This is a genomic window from Arthrobacter sp. 05T423 (genome assembly GCF_056396245.1).
Window position 1 is genome coordinate 488787 of sequence record NZ_JBFTLC010000001.1, and the last position, 21566, is coordinate 510352.

Consider the following 21566-nt stretch of genomic DNA (forward strand, 5'->3'; position numbering starts at 1 on the left):
CCCCTTGGGGGCATACAAGGAGACAGTATGCAGTTCTTGGACCTCAATATCCTTCAAAGACCCCTCCTGGACACTTTTGATGCAGCAAGCATCCTCACCGTGCTGTATCTCCTGGTCAGGCGGGGACGCCAGTGGTTCCGCATTGCCGGCCTGGCGGCTGCCGGCGGCGTTGCAGCCGGGGCAATCACCCTCTACATCTGCGAGGGATGGCTCAACGTCTTCGGTTTGCCGCTGGACACGGACACGCGGGTCTGGGCCGTTGCCGCCTACGGCCTCGATGCCACACTGGGCGCTCTTTTGGGCCTCAACACCACCAGCCATCTGGCGCTGCCGACGCTGGACCCGAAGCCGGCACCGCTGCAGCCGCTATGGAAAACGTGGAAAGCGCCCGCGGGCATGCCGGTGTCAGGCCGGAGCGGTTCTGTGACCATCCCTGCCACAGCGTCCGGCTTCCATGCCCGGGACGCCCACCTGTACCTGCCGCCGGCCGCGCTGGTCCCCGACCCGCCGGAACTCCCGGTCCTCATCATGATGATGGGCCAGCCCGGCGGGCCGGAACAGGACAAATCCTCGGTCCGGGAACTCGATGCTTTGGCCAGGCAAAACCACGGACTGGCCCCGATCACGCTGACCATTGACCAGCTCGGCAACCCCTTCCAGAATCCCGCCTGCGTCGACTCGGACCTCGGTAAGGTCTACACCTACGTCACCAAAGACGTGGTCAACTACATCCACAGGAACCTGAACGTGGATCGGCGCCGTACCGAATGGGCGGTGGGCGGCTACTCGAACGGCGGCGAATGCGCACTGTCCTTTGGCGCCAAGGGTCCTGATCTGTTCGGCTCAATTCTCGATATATCCGGCGAGCTGAAGCCGCTCAACGGCACCGAGGCCAACACCGTGAGCGTCATCTTCAAGGGCAACCACGCGGCATTCGCTGCGGAAGAGCCCGCCAACATCATGAAAGCCCGCAGATATCCGGATGAACTGGCCATCTTTACGAGTGGATCCCGGGACCTGGTGTACGGACCCCAGGCGACCGTCGCTGCACAGGATGCCAAAGCCGCCGGGATGAGAACCCGGAGCTTTGTGGGCAGCGGTGTGGGCCATCGCGGGGATGCCCTGGACTTCGGCGTGAGAACGGGGCTGCCGCTCCTGTGTCCCCGGTTCGGGCTCACTGCCCCATGATCCCGCCGCGTCAGTACCGGATCGTTTCGGTCCTGCCTGAGCGCAGGGACAGTGTCGCCGCTTCAGCTATGGCCTGTGCCTTCAGGCCATCCTCGAGTGATGGCGTGACGGCCGAACCGCCGTCGGCTCCTGTTCCGTTCTCCAGTGCGGCAACAAAGTGGCCCAAGGCGGCGGCGTAGGTCGGCTGGACCCGCTCAAACCAGCCGGGGTGCATTCCGTCGTCCACCACTTTGCCTGAGTAGTACCGGGACACCGCGCCGGCGCGGTGACGGCCGGCCTCGGCCATGCCTGCTGAACCCATGATCTCGATCCGCTCGTCATAGCCGTACCCCGTGCGGCGGGCGCAGTCGATCTGGACCAGGGCGCCGCCGGGAAGCCGAAGGGATACCACTGACGTATCCACGTCGCCGTATTCGGCCAGCCGCGGTTCTGCCAGCGCTGATCCGGTGGCGAAGACCTCAACGGGGTCTGCTCCTGTGAGCCAGCGGACCAGATCGAAGAAGTGAACGGTCTGGTCGCGCATCTGGCCGCCAGACGTGGCGATGTAGGAGAGCGGCGGCATGGCCGGCCCGCGGCTGGTGAGCTGGATGAGCTCCACCTTTCCGATCTCCCCGGCACCGACGATCCGTTTGAGCTCGGCGTAGTCACGGTCAAAGCGGCGGTTGAAGTCCACCATGACCGTCACAGCGTGCCGGGCGGCAAAGGCAGCAGTTTCGCGTGCCTGTCCGAGGTCCAGATCGATCGGTTTTTCGCAGAGCACCGCCAAACCGGCCCCGGCGGCGCGGCGCAGGTGGGCGGCATGGGTGTCGGTGGAGGAAGCGATGAACACCGCGTCGACGGCGGCGGAGTCGAACACCTCCGCCAGGTCCGCGGCAGCGCGGGCCCCGTGCTTGACAGCAAGGGTTTTGGCGCGGTCCTGGTCAACATCGAAGACCAGCCGAAAGTCAACGTCCGGGTGGGCTGCGAGGTTGGCGGCGTGAACGGAGCCAATGAAGCCTGCCCCGAGGAGTCCGAAGCGCTGCATGGTCAGACCCCCACCTTCTCCGCGGCACCCGCCGGCGTTACCCAGGCGGCATCCCGCGCATTTGAGGCTGCGACAGCCTCGACGAACCTGACGCCCACAAGGCCGTCGTGCCCCGTGGGGATGGACAGTTCGCGGTTCTCCGGCAGGGTGCCGTCCCGGCGGGCGCGCAGTTCCGCGGCCAGGTCGAGGTAGAAGTTGGCGAAGGCCTCGAGGAATCCTTCAGGATGGCCCAGCCCCACCCTGGTGAGGCGGGCGGCGTCCTCTGACAGCGTGCTGAGCCCTTCCGTCAGCACCGTGGTGGTCCCGTCGAGGTCCTGAACGGTCAGGTGATGGGGGTCCTCATGCTGCCATTCGAGGTTTCCCTGCGTGCCGAAGACCCGGATGCGCAGGCCGTGGTTGTGGCCGGCGGCAGCCATGCTGGCCCACAGCCTGCCAGGAACTTCGCCGGTGAGCTGCAGCTCGACCGTCGCGTGGTCAAAGACCCGCCTGCCCGGAACCACGGTCTTCAGCCGTCCGGACACCCTCTCGGCCTCAAGCCCGGTGATGTAGCGAAGTAGGTGGAAGCCGTGCGTGCCGAGATCGCCAACGACGCTGGGGAAGCCGGCGATGTCCGGGTCCGTCCGCCAGGTGGCCTGCTTGTGCCCGCCTTGTTCCAAGGGAGATGCGGCCCAGCCCGAGGCATGCTCGACGTCGGCGAACGTGATGGTTCCCAGCTGGCCGTCCCGCACCATCCGGGCCGCATGGCGGACCATGGCATAGGCGGAGTAGCAGTGCGGAACCGCCAGGATGGCGCCGTTGTCGGCAGCAAGCCGCACCAGTTCTGCAGCGGTTGCCGAGTCGCGTGTCAGGGGCTTCTCGCACACCACGGAGATGCCGGACTCGAGGAAAGCGCGGGCGATCTCGAAGTGGCTGTCGTTTGGCGTGGCAACGACCACCACATCGATGCCGTCTTCGCGTCCTGCTTCGCTGTCCGCCATCTCGCGGTAGCCGGCATACCGCCTGTCTTCCGGGATCCCAAGCTCGGAGGCCAGGGCCTCGGAGCGGACCCGATCGCGGCCAAAGATGCCTGCCCGAAGGTCATATTCGCCATCCAGGCGCATCGCGCGGCGGTGCGTCTTGCCGATGTCTGCTCCTGCGCCGCCTCCAACCATTCCGGCCACCAGCCGCCGTGCACGCGGTTCGCTCATGAGGATCCTTTTTATGACTTGGAATTTACTTGGACCGGTCCATAATGGTGGGTAATCGCCAGGTTCGTCAAGGCTTAGGCTGGTAGCACCGGACTGGCGGCGCCAGGCTGCCATGACTTGGAGGAGCACCGTGAGCCCATCGCCCACCCAACGCGGTCTGCCCGCCGCCAAACCCACGATCCGCGATGTGGCGGACCGGGCAGGGGTGTCCAAGTCGCTCGTCTCGCTGGTTTTGCAGGGTTCCGGGAACGTCAGTGACGCCCGACGGCGGGCGGTGCTTGAGGCGATGGGCGAGTTGGGATACCGGCCGAACAAGCTTGCCCGCGGGCTCTCGATGCCGCGCACGGGGACCGTTGGCGTCCTGCTCAACGATCTCCGGAACCCCTGGTTTATTGAGCTGCTGGAAGGCCTCTCCGCGTCCCTGCATGCCGCAGGCGTTTCGCCCGTCCTCGCCGATTCCTACACGGACCACAGGATTGGCCGCCCGTCCGTCGAGGCGCTGCTGGAGCAGCGGATCGATGGCCTGGTGGTGGTGGGAACCACCACCGAGTCCGCGGCAATCAGGACCGCCTCCGCCGTCGTTCCCGTGGTGCTGGCGGGGACCCTGGACCCCGAGTTGCCGGGGGTGGACGTGGTGGTGAACGACGACGCCGCCGGCGCGCGGAAAGCGACCGAGCATCTCATAGCGCTCGGCCACAAACGCATCGCCCATCTCCAGGGCCCTGATGAGATCGGGCGCCTGCGGCGGGCGGGTTACGAGCAGGCGATGCGGGAGGCCGGCCTGGAACCGCGCACGGTGGCCGGCGGCATGAGTGAGGAAAGCGGGTACAGCGCGGCCCGGACCCTCCTGGCCGCCAGCACCCCGCCAACAGCGATCTTCGCTTTCAACGACATTGCCTGCATCGGCGTGCTGTCCGCGGCCGCTGACGCGGGTGTGACGGTTCCGGGTGACATTTCCCTGGTCGGCTACGACAACACGTATCTGGCGCGGATCCGCCACCTGTCGCTGACCTCGGTGGACAACGGCAATCTTGCGGTAGGGGTCCAGGCCGGCAGGTACATCCTGGAGCGGCTGGGCAATCCTGACTTGCCGGGCCGCAAGCACCTGGTCAGCAGCGAGCTGCAGGTCAGGGGGTCCTCGGGCAGTGCGCCGGGCGCCGGTGGACCCTGAAGGCCGTAACGCCTCCTGCGGGATGGCTTTCGGTTTAAGCTGGGCATTCTGTGCCCAGTGGCGGCTGCGACCAGCGGACGCTGCGGCGCACAGCAATATTCCGGGAACGACAAAGCCCCGCCTTCAGGCTTGTGGCCTTGAAGGCGGGGCTTCGGTGGTGCACCCCCCGGGACTTGAACCCGGAACCCATTGATTAAGAGTCAATTGCTCTGCCAATTGAGCTAGAGGTGCATCTGTTGTTTCGTTCATCCGTGGGCTTTTGTTTCCCTCGTTGACCTCCGCAACGACATGAAACTCTACACGAAGTTTGGGCCAGTGTGAAATCGAGGTGCGCAGGAGCTCCTGGCACTACCGCGGAAACCTCAAAATCAGCGCGAAATCAGGGTTTTGGTTGTTGCTGAGGGCCCACAGATCCCCGTTTGGGGCCAGCGAAACGTTCCGGATCCGCCCAAACTGCCGTGTGAAGTAGCCCACAGGAGTGCCTGCGTTTTCTCCGTCCAGCGGGACAGCCCAGATGCGCTGGCCCCGCAGCGCGCCGAGGTACGCCGTGCTGCCAACAATTTCGAGTCCGCTCGGCGAGGAGTCCGCCGTGGACGGCCACACAACCTTGGCATCGATGAAGCCGTCGCGGTGGGGCGCTCCCGTGACCTCCGGCCAGCCATAGTTTCCGCCGGGCTGGATCAGATTGAGTTCGTCATTGACGTCGGGGCCGAACTCGCTGGCCCAGAGCCGGCCCTGGCCGTCCCACGCCAGGCCCTGCACGTTCCGATGGCCAAGGCTGTAGACGGGATTGTTCGGGAAGGGATTGCCGGGCGCAGGGGCGCCGTCCTTTGTCAGCCGCAGGATCTTGCCGCCCAGGGCGTTCCGGTCCTGCGGTTGCTCCCGGCGCTGGGAGTCGCCCGTGCCCACGTAGAGGAACCCGTCCGGGCCGAAGCGGATCCTGCCCCCGTTGTGTGTGGAGGCCTTGGAGATGCCGGAGAAGATCACCTCCGGCTCACCCAGCCGGAGCTCCCCGCCGGCGCCTGCCCCGGCTCCCGTACCTTCGAGGCGCATGCGCGCGATCCTGTTGTCATCGGCCGCAGTGAAGTAGGCGTAGAGATAGTGGTCCGCGGCGAACCCCGGCGACAGTGCCAGCCCGAGCAGGCCGCCCTCACCGCCCGGAACGACGCCGGGGACGGCCCCGATGGTGCCCACCCTGCCGTCCCTTACGGATTTGAGCTGGGCGGAATCGCGTTCGGAAATGACCGCCGTGCCGTTCGGCAGGAACACCGTGGCCCAGGGGATCTGCAGTCCTTCGACCCTGCTCCGGACTTCGGGTGCCCGCGGCGACGCAGGGACCGGACTGGAAGCGGCCGGACGGCCTGGTGCAGAGGTGCTGGTGCCCTGGATGCCGGTCCCTGATGAGCCGGTCGCAGTTGCACCTATGGCGGGGGAGCCAGTGCCGCCCGGGGCAGGCCTGCCGCCCTCGCCGGTGCAGCCGGACAGCGACAACGTCAAGGCGGATAATGCCAGGGCGGCCGCCGTGACGGGCAGGGTGACGGCAGCCGCGGCGGGCTTTCCGGGGTGGCGGTTGGGTGTCATGCGCGTCCTCCGTCCGCTGGCTGCCGCCGCAGCGAGGCACTAGCGCCGGGACCGGCGCGGCGCCCGGAACCCGGCGGCCTCGGCGTGCGCCGGGGAAAGGAACCAAACTTCCGCCCTGGCGTCTTCGTAGCCGGCGCTGTCTTCCTCGTAGTAGGTCATGGCATTGACGTCGCCCTTGACGGCGTATCCCTCCGGGGCGCTGCCGTCTGTTGCCGCCGAGGCCGAACCCTCGCCGTATGGCTGCTCCGCCGCAGTTGCCGAGCCCTCTCCGGATGCCTGTTTGTGGGGTATGGGCTGCTCGCCGAATCCGCGTTCCGCGCCGAAGCCCTGTTCCAGGTGATGAGGCTGGGGTTCCGGCTGATGGGGCCGGACTTCATGGCTGGCGCCGGCTTCCGTGGCCGCTGAGGACTGGATCCTCTGCTGGGTTTCAGCCTCAGCGTCTATGGCCTCGGCCGCGGCAGATTCCGCGCCCGGGAGGGTGGGCGCATGCGGGCCGGTGTACTCGGCGTGGTGCGTAGGCGCGGCCGGTTGCGCAGCAGTTGGCGCGGTCCCGGCGGCAGTGGCTCCGAAGGCTCCCGCAGCCGTGCCGGCGGATCCGGATGTGCCAGCCTCCGATGTGCCAGCCTCCGAACTGCCTGCATCAGACCACTGGGCGTCCCATTCGGCCTTGTCCCCGTCGTCATCCCAGTCGTCAACATCTCCTCCGGCGGACGACGCCGAGGGGCGGGCCGCGGCGGCCTCCCAGGATTCGATGTCCGGTTCCAGGTCCTCGGGGTCGGGGCGAGCGGCTGCGGCGGAGGGCTGCCCCGCCAGCGGCGCGGCTTCCGCGGCTGCCGGCCCTGCCTCGGGTTCGGCCAGCCGGCCGGTTTCCGGCACGGTGCGCGTGCTGCTCGCTGTAGGCGCAGCAGCAGCAGTGGCAGCGGCGGCCGACGGCGGCTCTTCCGTCCGGGCAGAAGTAACGGGAGCGGTTTCGGCGGGGGAGGCCACCTGTTCACCCCGGGCCGTGTCCGCTGCCGTTCCCCGCGAGTTCCGGTTCAGCAGCCACCAGACAATGGCGATGATCAAAACGATGACAATGACCCAGATAATCCACTCCATAGCAAAGCCTTCCATCCATCACGCGAGGTTGCCGTTGCTTGACGGTACGTCGCTGTCAATAGGGCTGTCTAGGTTTGTCAATGCCAACGGGGGAGCGGGTTTGGCGCAGCGGCGCGCCGGGCCCAATTGGTAGGCGAAACGGGCGTGGATTCCAGAATGTGAGACTCAAGTCCACTATTTGATCGGAATTTCCAGAAAAATGGGCCGCAGGGGGCGCTTCCGGTCGTTGGCAGCCTTTCCGGAGTCATAGACTTTGACCCATGAGTGAGGACACCCTGAACGCGACCGATAACAAGCCTGACATCAAGCCCCGGAGCCGGGTCGTCACCGACGGCATTCACGCAGCTCCGGCACGTGGAATGTTCCGGGCCGTCGGCATGGGCGATGACGACTTCGCCAAGCCGCAGATCGGCGTCGCGAGTTCCTGGAACGAAATCACTCCCTGCAATCTGTCCCTGAACCGGCTGGCCCAGGGCGCCAAGGAGGGAGTCCACGCCGGCGGCGGGTTCCCGATGCAGTTCGGCACCATCTCCGTTTCCGACGGCATCTCCATGGGCCACGAGGGAATGCACTTCTCCCTGGTCTCCCGCGAAGTCATCGCCGATTCCGTGGAAACCGTCATGCAGGCAGAGCGCATCGACGGCTCCGTGCTGCTGGCCGGCTGTGACAAGTCCCTCCCGGGCATGCTCATGGCTGCCGCGCGCCTGGACCTCGCCAGCGTCTTCCTGTATGCCGGCTCCATCATGCCCGGCTGGGTCAAGCTGGAGGACGGCTCCGAAAAGGAAGTCACCCTGATTGACGCCTTCGAAGCAGTCGGTGCGTGCGCGGCGGGCAAGATGAGCATGGAGGACCTCACCCGCATCGAAAAGGCGATCTGTCCCGGCGAAGGTGCCTGCGGCGGCATGTACACGGCCAACACCATGGCCTGCATCGGTGAGGCCCTGGGCATGTCACTTCCCGGCTCCGCGGCTCCGCCCTCGGCAGACCGCCGTCGTGATGAATTCGCCCGCAAGTCCGGCGAGGCAGTGGTGAACCTGCTCCGCCACGGCATTACTGCCCGCGACATCATGACCAAGAAGGCCTTCGAGAACGCCATCGCCGTCACCATGGCCTTCGGCGGATCCACCAACGCCGTCCTCCACCTGCTGGCAATCGCCCGCGAGGCAGAGGTCGAACTGAGCCTGGACGACTTCAACCGCATCGGCGACAAGATCCCGCACCTGGGCGACCTGAAGCCCTTCGGCCGTTACGTCATGACCGACGTCGACAAGATCGGCGGCGTTCCGGTCATCATGCGCGCACTGCTCGACGCCGGGCTGCTGCACGGCGACTGTCTCACCGTCACCGGCAAGACCGTGGCCGAGAACCTGGCCGCGATCAACCCGCCGGACCTGGACGGCAAGATCCTCCGCGCCATGGACAACCCGATCCACAAGACCGGCGGCATCACCATCCTGCACGGCTCGATGGCGCCCGAGGGGGCCGTGGTGAAGAGCGCCGGCTTCGACGCCGACGTCTTCGAGGGCACCGCCCGTGTGTTCGAACGCGAGCAGGGCGCCCTGGATGCGCTGGACAACGGCGCCATTCATAAGGGTGACGTTGTGGTCATCCGGTACGAAGGCCCCAAGGGCGGCCCCGGTATGCGTGAGATGCTGGCCATCACCGGCGCCATCAAGGGTGCCGGACTCGGCAAGGATGTCCTGCTTCTCACTGACGGCCGCTTCTCGGGCGGCACCACCGGACTCTGCATCGGCCACGTAGCGCCGGAAGCGGTCGACGGCGGCCCCATCGCCTTCGTCCAGGACGGCGACCGGATCCGTGTGGACATCGCTGCCCGCAGTTTCGACCTGCTCGTGGACGAGGCGGAACTCGAGTCCCGCAAGATCGGCTGGGAGCCGTTGCCGGCCAAGTTCACCAAGGGCGTACTGGCCAAGTACGCCAAGCTGGTGCACAGCGCCTCCACCGGCGCCTACTGCGGGTAATAAACGCCCTAAGCTCTACCGCTCAGGCGGCAGGGCTTAACAAGGAAGCTCCGAGGGGCCCCGAGTGAACGGCGTCAGCGCCGCTCGCTCGGGGCAGGAGCCTTCCGCCCTGCCGCCCTAAGCGGGCGGCTGCAGTCCGATCCCTTAGGGAAGGATCAAAAACTGGACAATGATGTCCAAATGGTGAGATCGCGTGCCGCGTCGTTGACACGTATCTCACATGAGGGAAAACTGAACGCATGATCGCATCCGTTACCGTCGGCGCCACTGTGGGCTCTGTCGTACTTACCAAGCGCGTGGCTCCATAGCCCGACTGGTAACGAACCGTCACGCGCAACCCCTCGAATAGCCACCAGGCTGAGGGGTTTTTTTATTTTCCGGGCGGGACGGAACGTTCATTTTCCAAAGCACCACACCAATTCAAGATCCACTAAGGAAGAGTTCGATGAGCAAAGGATCGCCCATCAGCCCCTCGCTGATGGCTTCAAAGTCCGCTGGAGCCGCCAAGGCTCCGGAACGCGTCGACAAGCCGGCAGACACCGGGGTCGACACTGCTGCAGCCGCCTCTCCTGTCCTTGGGCCGAACAACGTCGTACCCCCGACGGTGATGACCGGCTCAGAAGCAATCGTCCGCTCGCTCGAAGAACTCGGCGTCGACGACATTTTCGGTTTGCCCGGTGGCGCGATACTGCCCACCTACGACCCCTTGATGGCCTCCAAAATGAACCACGTTCTGGTCCGTCACGAACAGGGAGCCGGCCACGCCGCGCAAGGCTACGCCATGGTCACCGGGCGGGTGGGCGTCTGCATCGCCACCTCGGGCCCGGGTGCCACCAACCTCGTTACCGCCATCATGGATGCGCACATGGATTCCGTTCCGCTCGTGGCCATCACCGGCCAGGTTTCCAGCGGAGTGATTGGCACCGATGCCTTTCAGGAAGCCGACATCGTGGGCATCACCATGCCCATCACCAAGCACTCGTTCCTGGTGACGGACCCCAACGACATCCCCCACGTCATGGCTGAGGCTTTCCACCTGGCCTCGACCGGGCGCCCGGGACCGGTCCTCGTTGATATTGCCAAGGACGCCCAGCAGGGCCAGATGACTTTCTCCTGGCCGCCCAAGATCGACCTTCCCGGTTACCGGCCGGTGGTCCGCGGCCACAACAAGCAGGTTCGCGAAGCAGCGAAGCTGATCGCCGCGGCCAGCAAACCCGTGCTGTACGTTGGCGGCGGCGTGGTGAAGGCGCATGCTTCGGCAGAACTGCGTGAACTCGCCGAAATCACCGGCGCCCCCGTGGTAACCACCCTGATGGCCCGCGGTGCGTTCCCGGACTCACACCCGCAGCACGTCGGCATGCCGGGCATGCACGGCACGGTCTCCGCCGTGACCGCCCTGCAGCAGTCTGACCTGCTTATTACGCTGGGGGCACGTTTTGATGACCGTGTCACCGGCGTCCTGAAGACGTTCGCGCCCAACGCGAAGGTGATCCACGCAGACATCGACCCGGCCGAGATTTCCAAGAACCGCACGGCGGACGTTCCGATCGTGGGGTCCGTCAAGGAGATCATCCCCGAACTGACCGAGGCCCTGAAGACGCAGTTCGGGGTCGCCGGAAAGCCCGACCTGGACAGCTGGTGGGCGTTCCTGAACAACCTGAAGGAAACCTACCCGCTGGGCTGGACCGAGCCCGAAGACGGTCTCAGCGCACCGCAGCGCGTCATCGAGCGCATCGGCGCCCTGACCGGTCCCGAAGGCATCTACGTTGCCGGCGTGGGCCAGCACCAGATGTGGGCGGCGCAGTTCATCAAGTACGAGCGGCCGCACGCCTGGCTGAACTCCGGCGGCGCCGGCACCATGGGCTACGCCGTTCCGGCGGCCATGGGCGCCAAGGTGGGGGAGCCGGACCGCGTGGTCTGGGCGATCGACGGCGACGGCTGCTTCCAGATGACCAACCAGGAACTGGCCACCTGCGCCATCAACAACATCCCCATCAAGGTTGCCGTCATCAACAACTCCTCGCTGGGCATGGTGCGCCAGTGGCAGACCCTCTTCTACGAGGGCCGCTACTCCAACACCGACCTGAACACCGGCCACCAGACAATCCGGATCCCGGACTTCGTCAAACTCGGCGAGGCCTACGGCTGCGCGTCCTTCCGGTGCGAGCGGGACGAAGACATCGACGCAACAATCCAGAAGGCGCTGGAAATCAATGACCGCCCCGTGGTCATCGACTTCGTGGTCAGCCCCGACTCCATGGTGTGGCCGATGGTGCCCGCCGGGGTCAGCAATGACCAGATCCAGGTTGCCCGCAACATGACCCCGGAATGGGAAGAGGAGGACTGATCATGAGCCGCCACACACTGTCCGTTCTGGTCGAAGACAAGCCCGGTGTGCTGACCCGCGTGGCCAGCCTGTTCGCCCGCCGCGCCTTCAACATCAATTCCCTGGCCGTCGGCCCGACCGAGGTTCCGGGCATCTCCCGGATGACGGTCGTCGTCGACGCCGACGGTGACCTGATCGAACAGGTCACCAAGCAGTTGAACAAGCTGGTCAACGTGATCAAGATTGTTGAACTGACTTCCGAATCTTCCGTACAGCGCGACCACATCCTGGTCAAGGTACGTGCGGATGCCGCAACTCGTCTGCAGGTGACCCAGGCTGCAGACCTGTTCCGTGCTTCAGTGGTCGACGTCTCCACAGACTCGGTGGTCATTGAAGCAACTGGCCATCCCGAAAAGCTCACGGCACTGCTCTCAGTGCTGGAGCCCTTCGGTATCCGCGAAATTGTGCAGTCCGGCACCTTGGCCGTTGGACGGGGATCCCGCTCCATGAGTGATCGGGCCCTACGCTCCGCGTAAGCACAGCCTAGGGCAGCCCAGGCGGTGCGTTTCGCCCGCAAACGCGGCACTACAGACATACATCTCCAAGAAATCCACTCAAGAGGAGTTACGCAAGTGACTGAAATGTTTTACGACGACGACGCAGACCTGTCGATCATCCAGGGCCGCAAGGTAGCCATTGTCGGCTACGGTTCCCAGGGCCACGCCCACGCGCAGAACCTGCGCGATTCCGGCGTCGAGGTTGTCATCGCGCTTAAGGAAGGCTCGAAGTCGATCGCCAAGGCAGAGGACGCCGGCTTCACGGTCAAGAACGTTGCCGACGCCGCTGAGTGGGCCGACGTCATCATGATCCTGGCGCCGGACCAGCACCAGCGCGCGATCTACACCGACTCCATCAAGGACAAGCTGACCGCCGGCAAGGCCCTGGCCTTCGCTCACGGCTTCAACATCCGCTTCGGCTACATCGAGGCCCCGGAAGGCGTTGACGTCATCCTGGTCGCCCCGAAGGCTCCCGGCCACACGGTGCGCCGCGAGTTCGAAGCCGGCCGCGGCATCCCCGACATCATCGCCGTTGAACAGGACGCCTCCGGTTCCGCCTGGGACCTGGCCAAGTCCTACGCCAAGGCCATTGGCGGCACCCGCGCCGGCGTCATCAAGACCACCTTCACCGAAGAGACTGAAACCGACCTCTTCGGCGAACAGTCCGTCCTGTGCGGCGGCGTGTCCCAGCTGGTCCAGTACGGCTTCGAAACCCTGACCGAGGCTGGCTACCAGCCGCAGATTGCCTACTTCGAGGTCCTGCACGAGCTCAAGCTCATCGTTGACCTCATGTGGGAAGGCGGCATTGCCAAGCAGCGCTGGAGCGTTTCCGACACCGCTGAGTACGGCGACTACGTTTCCGGCCCGCGCGTCATCACCCCCGAGGTGAAGGAAAACATGAAGGCTGTCCTTGCCGACATCCAGAACGGCGCCTTCGCCAAGCGATTCATTGACGACCAGGACAACGGCGGCGTCGAGTTCAAGGAGCTGCGTGCCAAGGCAGAGCAGCACCCGATCGAGGGCGTCGGCCGCGAACTGCGCTCCCTGTTCTCCTGGCAGCAGCAGGACGAGGACTACGTAGAAGGCTCTGCAGCCCGCTAAGGCTGAGCCCTTCAAAGCACGACAGTGAGGCCGGGTTCACACTTAACAATGTGAGCCCGGCCTTTCCGTACGCCTAGACTTTATGTACCCCCAGGACTTCAACGCAGAGGATCAGCTGTGTCAAAACCCGTAGTACTGCTCGCCGAAGAACTCTCGCCCGCCACCATCGAGGCCCTTGGCCCGGACTTTGAAATCCGCCAGACCGACGGCGCAGATCGTTCCCAGCTGCTCTCTGCCATCGAGGACGTTGACGCCATCCTGGTCCGCTCCGCCACCAAGGTGGACGCAGAGGCCATCGCCGCCGCGAAGAACCTGAAGGTCATCGCCCGTGCCGGCGTCGGCCTGGACAACGTCGACATCAAGGCCGCCACCCAGGCCGGTGTCATGGTGGTCAACGCCCCGACGTCGAACATCGTTTCCGCCGCGGAACTCACCGTGGGCCACATCCTCAGCCTGGCCCGCCACATCCCGCAGGCCAGCGCCGCCCTGAAGGACGGTGAGTGGAAGCGCTCCAAGTACACCGGCATCGAACTCTTCGAGAAGAAGATCGGCATCATCGGCCTGGGCCGCATCGGCGCCCTGGTCGCCGCCCGCCTGCAGGGCTTCGACACCGAGATCCTCGCGTTCGACCCCTACATCACCTCCGCCCGCGCCGCCCAGCTTGGCGTGAAGCTCGTCACGCTCGACGAGCTGCTCGCGCAGTCTGACTTCATCACCATCCACATGCCCAAGACGCCGGAAACGGTCGGCATGCTCGGCGCGGACGCCTTCAAGAAAATGAAGAGCACGGCCTACGTGGTGAATGTTGCCCGCGGCGGCCTCGTGGACGAGGAAGCCCTCTACACCGCGCTCCAGGACCGTCAGATCGCCGGAGCCGCCGTGGACGTCTTCGTTCAGGAGCCGAGCACCGACCTGCCGTTCTTCAAGCTGGACAACGTTGTGGTGACCCCGCACCTGGGCGCGTCAACGGACGAGGCACAGGAAAAGGCCGGCGTCTCCGTCGCGAAGTCTGTCCGCCTCGCCCTCGCCGGGGAACTGGTCCCGGACGCCGTGAACGTCGCCGGCGGCCTGATCGCCCCCGACGTCCGCCCGGGCATCCCGCTGATCGAGAAGCTGGGCCGCATCTTCACGGCGCTGACCCACGCCTCCGTGACCCAGATCGACGTCGAGGTTGCCGGCGAAATCGCCGCGCTTGACGTCAAGGTCCTGGAACTCGCCGCCCTCAAGGGCGTCTTCGCGGACGTCGTCACCGAGCAGGTGTCCTACGTCAACGCCCCCGTGATCGCGGAGCAGCGCGGCATTAACGTCCGCCTCATCACCACGCCCGAGGCCGAGGACTACCGCAACGTGCTGACACTGCGCGGCGCCCTGAGCGACGGTGCGCAGATCTCCGTGGCCGGCACCCTGACCGGGCCCAAGCAGGTGCAGAAGCTCGTCGGCGTGAACGGCTACGACGTTGAAATTCCCATCAGCGAACACCTCGTGGTGGTTTCCTACGCGGACCGTCCAGGCGTCATCGGCACCATCGGCCACATCCTGGGCATGAACAACATCAACATCGGCGGCATGCAGGTGGCACGGAACGCGGAAGGCGGCCAGGTCTTGGCGCTGCTGACCATTGACAGCTCCGTCCCGCAGCAGGTGCTGGATGCCATCAAGGCCGGCATCGGTGCCGAGATGGTGCGCGAAGTGGACCTCGAGGACTAGTCCGACGAGCACTGGCCGGCAACGGCCAGGTACCCAACGCGGGGTGAACTCCTTGTCCCCTGGAGGTCACCCCGGCCAAGTATGATTGGCCGGTCTGCGTACAATGGCTAGGTTCGAATTTAAGGATCCAGCCGGCAGACCGGCCAATATTTTTTGCACGCCCGCAAGGGAACCCCACATTCTGCGGTCATCGTGGCGTGCGCACGCAATCCAGGTTTCAGGGAGCCCCATGAACGCCGTCCAGAGGTTCATCAGAAGCAAAGTGCTGCTGCTGACCGCTGCCATTCTGATCTTCGCCATGTGCCTGTCAGTCCTCGTCCAGACCCAGTCGCAGGCTGCGCTGAACCGGACCGTGGACCAGAACTCGCGCGGGCTCTACGACATCCTGGTCCAGGCCAAGGCAGGCTCGGACGGCACGCTCATGCAGCCCGAGATTGCCACCGGGCAGGGCGGCATCAGCTTCGACCAGCTGCAGAAGATCCGGGACCTGTCCGGCACCTCTGTTGCCGCGCCCATCAGCCTGGTCTCGCGTGTGACGCAGAACCTCGAGACCCCGCGCCTGGAGGCCATGGACTACCTGGGCTTCAACGCGGGCCTCGTTGGAACCGCCACCGCCGGGCAGCCCGGTGGTACGGATCCCAACAAGTGGCCCGCCGCACAGTCCGTGCTGAGCGATACCCCCAAGAAGTACCGCCTGACGGCCAGCGCCACGAGCTCCGACGGATCATCCCAGCACACGCTGTTCAAGTCCACCGCCGAGGGCACACTCGGCAAGGGCAAGCTCGTGGAGCAGCAGGTGGAGGGCGGCAACAGCATCCAGATCGCCGGTCCGGACGGCGAGACCGGGATCAAGTTCCCGGCCCCGGCGGGCGGGTCCGAGCACAACCTCTTCAACCTCAGTGTTGCGCTGCCCATGGCTCCGGAAGTCACGGAGTCCGTGGTCGCCGTCGACCCCGTCTCCGAGCGTGCCCTGCTGGGCACCGCCGGTGACTTCCTGGCGCCCCTGGAAAAGGCACCGCCGGCCGACGCCAGGAGTGCCGAAGCGGTTGGCCAGCACCTCGAGAGCCTCTTCACCACGGGCATCGGCATGAAGGAACTCGACGAAGGCCCGGACTTCCTCGGCGTAAAGCTCAAGTACTGGGCCCCCATCATGACCCAGTACCAGCAGGCCAAGCGCAACGGGCAGCTGACCGAGGACTCCCAGGCCATCCCGCTGATCGTCCGTTCCGGCACTTCGGTTGACCTGAAGTATTCCGTGAAGATCGAGGAGATCGACGACTCCGGAAACGTGGTCAAGGAAGTCGGCACGGCCGAACGCTCCCTGGACAAGGACTACCTGCCCTTCGTCTCCAAGTCGCCGTTCGCGCTGTCCTGGCCCGGGTCCACGGACTATTCCAAGCTGCTGGGCAACTCGGCGAACTTCAGCCGCGGTCTCTACAGCCCGCCAACCTGGAGCACCAACTTCGCCTCCGCCCCCAAATACGCGGACGGCTCCACCGCGGGCAACGGCGCCGAGGACAAGACCGCCACCGCGGGCGAGTGGGTCACCGTGAACCGCCTTCCGGAGAAGAGCGCCACCGGCGAGGCCGTGGACCAGACCCAGCGCAACCCGGTGGATGAGCGCTCCTACCGGGAGAACCTCCAAACGGGCAAGAAACTGGCCACCCCGCTCGCCATGGTCTACGGCACGTTCGATCCCGCCGCCGTCCAGGAAGCGGCCGGGGACATCAACCGGCTTCCCCTCGGCGGCTACGATCCCACGCCGATGACGCTGACCAAGGACGCACAGGGCAAGGACGTCCCAGGCACCACGCTCAAGCCCTCACTGAGCGCCACCGGGCTCGTCAGCCAGTCGGCCGGCGCCATCACCGACTACTACGGTCTGGCTGCCGCCCGCGGCTACGAGAAGAACGCCTCCGTCATCGACGCCGTGCGCGTGCGCGCCGGCGCCGCCGGCAGCTGGAAGCAGGCACAGCCCGAGGTGGAGAAGCTCGCCACCGAAATCCGGGACATGGGCCTGGAAGCCACCGTTGTGGCCGGTTCTGCCCGTGAGGACGCCAACATCTTCGTTCCCGGCTACTCCAAGGACGACGCCGGCAAGGAGTCAGCCCTTGGAACCGTCCAGCAGTCGTGGGTCAGGCAGAACGCGGCTGACGCCGTGGCCGGCTCGCTAACGGCGACGAACCTCACCCTGCTGTTCCTCACGCTCTGCGGCGCCGCGCTGCTGACCGGCGCCTCGACGGTCAGCTACGTTCGGCTGCGCCGCAGCGAAGCCGGCACGCTCCGCGCGATGGGCTGGACCCAGCGCCGCATCCGCTCCTGGGTGCTGGAGGAGTTTGCCGTCGGCGCCGGACTGCTGGCCGTGGCCGGCATCGTGCTCAGCCTCCTAAGCTGGAACATCGCCACCGCCATCGTCTCGGCCTCGGTGCTGGCCCTGTACCTCGGCGCGGCCTTCTTCGCCGCCCAGCAACTGCGCCACCGCGACGAAGTCAACCAGGAACCGCAGCACGACGAAAAGCTCATCGCCGTCGACTCGCCGCTGACCTTCGCCAACCGGCAACTGAGCACCCACCGCTTCAACGCCATTTCGCTGGCTGTCGCCGTAGGCGTGTTCGGCTCGGCGGTGGGCGGCCTGATTGCGCTGCTGATCGACATCCCGCGTGCCGCCGGCGCCAGCGCGCTCAGCGGCCTGGCCGCCGCCAGCGTGGCCCTGCCGAGCATCGTCCTTGGGCTGTCCGGTGTAGCCGTGGGGCTCCTGCTCACGCTGGTCACCGGGCGCTTCGAGCTGAAGGCCAAGCGCCGGTACCTCGGCACCCTGCAGGCGATGGGCTGGAACCCGGACATGCTGGGCCAGGTCCGCTTCTTCGAGAACGCACTGGTGGGTGCGGTTGCCGTCCCGCTGGGCATCCTCGGCGCCCTGGGCATCGGCCTTGTTCTTGCCCCCTACGCCGCGTGGTGGGCCGCAGTGGCCGGACTCGTGGCTGTTCTCTGCTGGATTCCGATTGCAACGAAAGTGGTCAAATGACTAACGACCTGAACCTTCGCCGCGTGCGCGGGAACAAAGAGGGCGAACGCCCGGTCCAGACCCGGGCCAACACCATTGTCAAGGAAGCCGACCACGCCACCCCGCTGGAGCTGAGCAACATCACCATCCGCTACGGCGGAGGCAAAAACGGGGCCGACGCCGTCAGCGTCGTTGAAGGCTTTGACCTCACCCTGAACGCCGGTGAGATGCACTGCGTGGCGGGCCGAAGCGGCTCGGGCAAGACCAGCATCCTGACGGTCGGAGCGGGCCTGACCCTGCCGACGTCGGGCCGGGTGATGTGGGAGGGCGATTCGCTCGAAACCATGAGCGACGACGAGATCGCCGACCGCCGCCGCGCCCTGATCGGCTACGTTGACCAGGGCGGCGCCCTGATCGACGGCATGAGCGCGCTCGAAAACGTCCTCCTCCCGGCGGTTCCGGACGGCGAAGTGGAGCAGCGGAGAGAGATGGCCAAGGACTTGTTGGACCTCGTGGGCCTGGGCCGCCGCATGCGGCACCGCCCCGAGCAGCTCTCCGGCGGTGAACGCCAGCGCGTCGCGATCGCCCGGGCGCTGATTCTGGGCACCCGAGTCCTGGTGGTGGACGAGCCCACGGCGAGCCTGGACCGCGCCTCCGCCAACCGCATCATCAGCATCCTGAAGGACACCACGTCCGACGGCATTGCAGTCCTCGTGGCGTCACATGACCACGAGCTGGTCCGGCTGAGCGATACGCTGACCGAACTGATCTAGCTCCATCCCTCCGCGTAAAGGTAACGTTCCGCCCGTGACTTCCTCAGACAACAGCCCCTTCTACATCACTACGGCCATCACCTACCCGAACGGCGTGCCGCACATCGGCCACGCCTACGAGTACATCGCCACCGATGCGATGGCCCGGTTCAAGCGGCTTGACGGGTACGACGTGAAGTTCCTCACCGGAACTGATGAGCACGGGCTGAAGATTGCGCAGGCCGCGGAGAAGGAAGGGGTCTCGCCCAAGGAACTGGTGGACCGGAACGCGGAGATCTACAAGGCCGCCCACGCAGCCCTCGGCATCACTTACGACCGGTTCATCCGCACCACTGACGCGGACCACTACACCGCCTCGCAGGCCATCTGGAAGAAGATGGAAGCCAACGGGGACATCTACCTGTCCAAGTACGAGGGCTGGTACTCCGTGCGGGACGAGGCCTACTACGGTGAGGACGACACCGTGGTCAAGGAGGACGGCGCCCGGTACACCAAGGAGACCGACACCCCGGTGACCTGGACCGCCGAGGAAAGCTACTTCTTCAGGCTGTCCGCCTACCAGGACAAGCTGCTCGCCCTGTACGAGGCCCAGCCCGAGTTCGGTGCACCGCAGTCCCGCTTCAACGAGGTCATCAGCTTTGTGAAGCGCGGCCTCGAGGACCTGTCCATCAGCCGCACCACCTTCGACTGGGGCGTGCCCGTGCCCGGCGACGAAAAGCACGTCATGTATGTGTGGGTCGACGCGCTGACCAACTACCTCACGGGCGCAGGCTACCCGGACGTCGAATCGGAGTCGTTCAAGAGGTACTGGCCCGCCGACGTCCACGTCATCGGCAAGGACATCTCGCGGTTCCACGCCATCTACTGGCCGGCCTTCCTCATGAGCGCCGGTCTCGAGCTGCCCAAGCGGGTCATGATCCACGGGTTCCTGCACAACAACGGCGTCAAGATGTCCAAGTCGCTGGGCAACGTCGTTGCCCCGGCTGATTTTGTTGCCCAGTACGGCCTGGACCAGGTCCGCTTCTTCTTCCTCCGCGAAGTCCCATTCGGCGCGGACGGCAGCTACAACCACGAGGCCATCGTCGGCCGGATGAACTCCGACCTGGCAAACAACTTTGGAAACCTCGCCCAGCGCTCACTGTCCATGGTGGCCAAGAACTGCGAGGGCCGTGTACCTGTGCCCGGTGCGTTCACGGAGGCGGACGCCGCCATCCTGGGCCAGGCCAACGCGCTTCTGGAGCAGGCACGTGCGGCCTTCGAAAAGCAGGAGTTCAGCCGCGCCCTCGAGGCGATATGGACGGTTCTGGGGGACACCAACGCCTACTTCGCCGAGCAGGCACCCTGGGTGCTGCGGAAGACCGACGTCGAACGCATGCAGACGGTGCTGTACGTGACACTCGAGGTGCTGCGCATCGTCTCGATCCTCGCCCAGCCGGTCATGCCCGCGGCCACGGCCGCACTGCTTGGCTACCTCGGCCAGCCGGAAGGAGAGGCGCGGGAGTTCCCGGCGATCTCCACTCCGATCGCCGCGGGCACCGACCTGCCCGCCCCCGCGCCGGTGTTCCCGAAGTACGAGGAGCCCGCGGACGCCTAGGACGCTCTCTCACTTCCTGCCGTCTTTCCCCAAACGCTCTCTCACTCCCTTTGGGAAAGTGAGAGAGCGTTGGCGTTGGGGCGACGGGAAGTGAGAGAGCGTCAGGTTCGGGTGTTCGAATACTGAGACAGCTTGACCAGAATGTGGATAGCTTGGCTACCCTGAAAATATGAGCGCATCTACCATCAACCTCGCTGTCATTCCGGGCGACGGCATTGGCCCGGAGGTCATCGCCGAAGCCCTGAAGGTTCTCGAAAAGGTCGTCGCGGCCGAGGGCGTCAGCCTCGACCAGACCCACTACAAGCTCGGTGCCCAGCACTGGCTTGAGAGCGGCGAGACGCTTCCGGAAGCCGTCCTCGAGGACCTGAAGACGCGCGACGCCATTCTCTTCGGCGCCATCGGCGCCGCGCCAGGGGACACCCGCATCCCGTCCGGGCTGATCGAACGCGAACTGCTCCTCAAGCTGCGCTTCAGCCTTGACCACTACGTCAACCTGCGCCCGTCCCGTCTTTACGGCACGGTGGGCAGCCCGTTGGCTGAGCCGGGCAACATCGATTTCATCGTCGTCCGTGAAGGCACCGAGGGTCCTTACGTTGGCAACGGCGGCACCCTGCGCGGCGGCACGCCGCACGAAGTGGCCACCGAGGTCTCCCTGAATACGGCCCACGGTGTGGAGCGCGTGGTCCGCGATGCGTTCCGGAGGGCCAACGAGCGCCCTCGCAAGAAGCTGACCCTGGTCCACAAGCACAACGTGCTGGTCTTCGCCGGCCACCTGTGGAAGCGCACCGTCGAGGCCGTGGCCAAGGAATTCCCCGAGGTCACCCATGACTACCTGCACATCGATGCCGCGACCATCTTCATGGTCACCGACCCCTCCCGCTTCGACGTGATCGTCACCGACAACCTCTTCGGCGACATCATCACCGACCTTGCGGCGGCGGTGACCGGCGGCATCGGCCTCGCAGCTTCGGGCAACATCAACATGGACCGCACAACGCCGTCCATGTTCGAACCCGTCCACGGCTCCGCACCGGACATTGCCGGCCAGCAGAAGGCCGACCCCACCGCGGCAATCCTGTCCGCGGCCCTCCTGCTGGAGCATCTGGGCTACGCCGCCGCGGCCCGGCGGATCGAGTCCGCGGTGGTGGCCGACGTCGAAAACCGCAACGGCGAAGTGCGCAGCACCAGCGCCATCGGTGACGCCATTGCGGCGGCCGTTTAGCGTCCGCCAGCAGGCGTAAGCTTGACCTGAATTACCAATCGCTGCCGTGGT

At 65.8% G+C, this 21566-nt stretch carries 15 protein-coding genes and 1 tRNA gene; 11 read left to right on the forward strand and 5 right to left on the reverse strand.

Annotated features, from left to right (window positions below; translation table 11 throughout):
* Positions 1–27: 27 nt before the first annotated feature.
* Complete coding sequence (locus tag AC1DFE_RS02305; RefSeq protein WP_476904293.1) at positions 28–1188, forward strand: alpha/beta hydrolase; 1161 nt, start codon at positions 28–30, stop codon at positions 1186–1188.
* Positions 1189–1198: 10 nt separating this feature from the next.
* Here AC1DFE_RS02305 and AC1DFE_RS02310 read toward each other — a convergent pair whose 3' ends face one another.
* Both AC1DFE_RS02310 and AC1DFE_RS02315 read right to left on the reverse strand, forming a co-directional pair.
* On the reverse strand, positions 1199–2212 hold the full coding sequence (locus AC1DFE_RS02310) for a Gfo/Idh/MocA family protein (RefSeq protein WP_476904294.1): 1014 nt from the start codon (positions 2210–2212) through the stop codon (positions 1199–1201).
* A 2-nt stretch (positions 2213–2214) separates the two neighbouring features.
* Positions 2215–3399: a Gfo/Idh/MocA family protein gene (locus AC1DFE_RS02315; protein ID WP_476904295.1), complete on the reverse strand. Its 1185-nt coding sequence runs from the start codon at positions 3397–3399 to the stop codon at positions 2215–2217.
* 130 nt (positions 3400–3529) lie between these two features.
* Here AC1DFE_RS02315 and AC1DFE_RS02320 point away from each other — a divergent pair, with 130 nt between their 5' ends.
* The gene (locus tag AC1DFE_RS02320; protein ID WP_476904296.1) at positions 3530–4570 is read left to right on the forward strand and encodes a LacI family DNA-binding transcriptional regulator; all 1041 of its coding nucleotides are present in this window, start codon (positions 3530–3532) and stop codon (positions 4568–4570) included.
* A 155-nt stretch (positions 4571–4725) separates the two neighbouring features.
* Here the strand turns inward: AC1DFE_RS02320 and AC1DFE_RS02325 are convergent.
* The 3 genes from AC1DFE_RS02325 to AC1DFE_RS02335 all read right to left on the reverse strand — a co-directional run bounded on the left by AC1DFE_RS02325 (position 4726) and on the right by AC1DFE_RS02335 (position 7249).
* Positions 4726–4801 (reverse strand) — tRNA-Lys (locus tag AC1DFE_RS02325).
* Between the two features lie 117 nt (positions 4802–4918).
* Positions 4919–6151: a PQQ-dependent sugar dehydrogenase gene (locus tag AC1DFE_RS02330; protein WP_476904297.1), complete on the reverse strand. Its 1233-nt coding sequence runs from the start codon at positions 6149–6151 to the stop codon at positions 4919–4921.
* 39 nt (positions 6152–6190) lie between these two features.
* On the reverse strand, positions 6191–7249 hold the full coding sequence (locus AC1DFE_RS02335) for a sunset domain-containing protein (protein ID WP_476904298.1): 1059 nt from the start codon (positions 7247–7249) through the stop codon (positions 6191–6193).
* A 260-nt stretch (positions 7250–7509) separates the two neighbouring features.
* Between AC1DFE_RS02335 and ilvD the strand changes: the two genes are divergently transcribed.
* The 9 genes from ilvD (at position 7510) to AC1DFE_RS02380 (ending at position 21515) form a co-directional block, all read left to right on the forward strand.
* Positions 7510–9231, forward strand: coding sequence for a dihydroxy-acid dehydratase (gene ilvD, locus AC1DFE_RS02340; protein ID WP_476904299.1), 1722 nt, complete (start codon positions 7510–7512; stop codon positions 9229–9231).
* 445 nt (positions 9232–9676) lie between these two features.
* Positions 9677–11578, forward strand: a complete 1902-nt coding sequence (locus AC1DFE_RS02345) for an acetolactate synthase large subunit (RefSeq protein WP_476904300.1) — start codon at positions 9677–9679, stop codon at positions 11576–11578.
* A 2-nt stretch (positions 11579–11580) separates the two neighbouring features.
* On the forward strand, positions 11581–12093 hold the full coding sequence (ilvN, locus tag AC1DFE_RS02350) for an acetolactate synthase small subunit (RefSeq protein ID WP_003801493.1): 513 nt from the start codon (positions 11581–11583) through the stop codon (positions 12091–12093).
* 96 nt (positions 12094–12189) lie between these two features.
* Positions 12190–13215 (forward strand): ketol-acid reductoisomerase, encoded by a 1026-nt coding sequence (gene ilvC, locus AC1DFE_RS02355; protein WP_476904301.1) that lies wholly within the window; start codon positions 12190–12192, stop codon positions 13213–13215.
* Positions 13216–13332: 117 nt separating this feature from the next.
* A complete protein-coding gene (gene serA / locus AC1DFE_RS02360) occupies positions 13333–14922 on the forward strand; it encodes a phosphoglycerate dehydrogenase (protein ID WP_476904302.1) in 1590 nt (529 codons plus the stop codon).
* A 229-nt stretch (positions 14923–15151) separates the two neighbouring features.
* On the forward strand, positions 15152–17947 hold the full coding sequence (locus tag AC1DFE_RS02365) for an ABC transporter permease (RefSeq protein WP_476904303.1): 2796 nt from the start codon (positions 15152–15154) through the stop codon (positions 17945–17947).
* On the forward strand, positions 17944–18699 hold the full coding sequence (locus tag AC1DFE_RS02370) for an ABC transporter ATP-binding protein (protein WP_476904304.1): 756 nt from the start codon (positions 17944–17946) through the stop codon (positions 18697–18699). Before AC1DFE_RS02365 ends, AC1DFE_RS02370 begins: the two co-directional genes overlap by 4 nt.
* Positions 18700–18733: 34 nt before the next feature.
* Entirely contained in the window at positions 18734–20293 is a 1560-nt protein-coding gene (gene metG / locus AC1DFE_RS02375; protein ID WP_476904305.1) for a methionine--tRNA ligase, read from the forward strand.
* Positions 20294–20462: 169 nt separating this feature from the next.
* Positions 20463–21515 (forward strand): 3-isopropylmalate dehydrogenase, encoded by a 1053-nt coding sequence (locus AC1DFE_RS02380; protein ID WP_476904306.1) that lies wholly within the window; start codon positions 20463–20465, stop codon positions 21513–21515.
* The last annotated feature ends 51 nt before the right edge of the window (positions 21516–21566 follow it).

Excerpts from the sequence above, each read along its gene's own strand:
- AC1DFE_RS02305 (WP_476904293.1), top strand. The coding sequence starts at position 28 with ATGCAGTTCTTGGACCTCAATATCCTTCAAAGACCCCTCCTGGACACT.
- AC1DFE_RS02310 (WP_476904294.1), bottom strand. The coding sequence starts at position 2,212 with ATGCAGCGCTTCGGACTCCTCGGGGCAGGCTTCATTGGCTCCGTTCAC.
- AC1DFE_RS02315 (WP_476904295.1), bottom strand. The coding sequence starts at position 3,399 with ATGAGCGAACCGCGTGCACGGCGGCTGGTGGCCGGAATGGTTGGAGGC.
- AC1DFE_RS02330 (WP_476904297.1), bottom strand. The coding sequence starts at position 6,151 with ATGACACCCAACCGCCACCCCGGAAAGCCCGCCGCGGCTGCCGTCACC.
- AC1DFE_RS02335 (WP_476904298.1), bottom strand. The coding sequence starts at position 7,249 with ATGGAGTGGATTATCTGGGTCATTGTCATCGTTTTGATCATCGCCATT.
- ilvD (WP_476904299.1), top strand. The coding sequence starts at position 7,510 with ATGAGTGAGGACACCCTGAACGCGACCGATAACAAGCCTGACATCAAG.
- AC1DFE_RS02345 (WP_476904300.1), top strand. The coding sequence starts at position 9,677 with ATGAGCAAAGGATCGCCCATCAGCCCCTCGCTGATGGCTTCAAAGTCC.
- ilvN (WP_003801493.1), top strand. The coding sequence starts at position 11,581 with ATGAGCCGCCACACACTGTCCGTTCTGGTCGAAGACAAGCCCGGTGTG.
- AC1DFE_RS02365 (WP_476904303.1), top strand. The coding sequence starts at position 15,152 with ATGAACGCCGTCCAGAGGTTCATCAGAAGCAAAGTGCTGCTGCTGACC.
- AC1DFE_RS02370 (WP_476904304.1), top strand. The coding sequence starts at position 17,944 with ATGACTAACGACCTGAACCTTCGCCGCGTGCGCGGGAACAAAGAGGGC.
- AC1DFE_RS02380 (WP_476904306.1), top strand. The coding sequence starts at position 20,463 with ATGAGCGCATCTACCATCAACCTCGCTGTCATTCCGGGCGACGGCATT.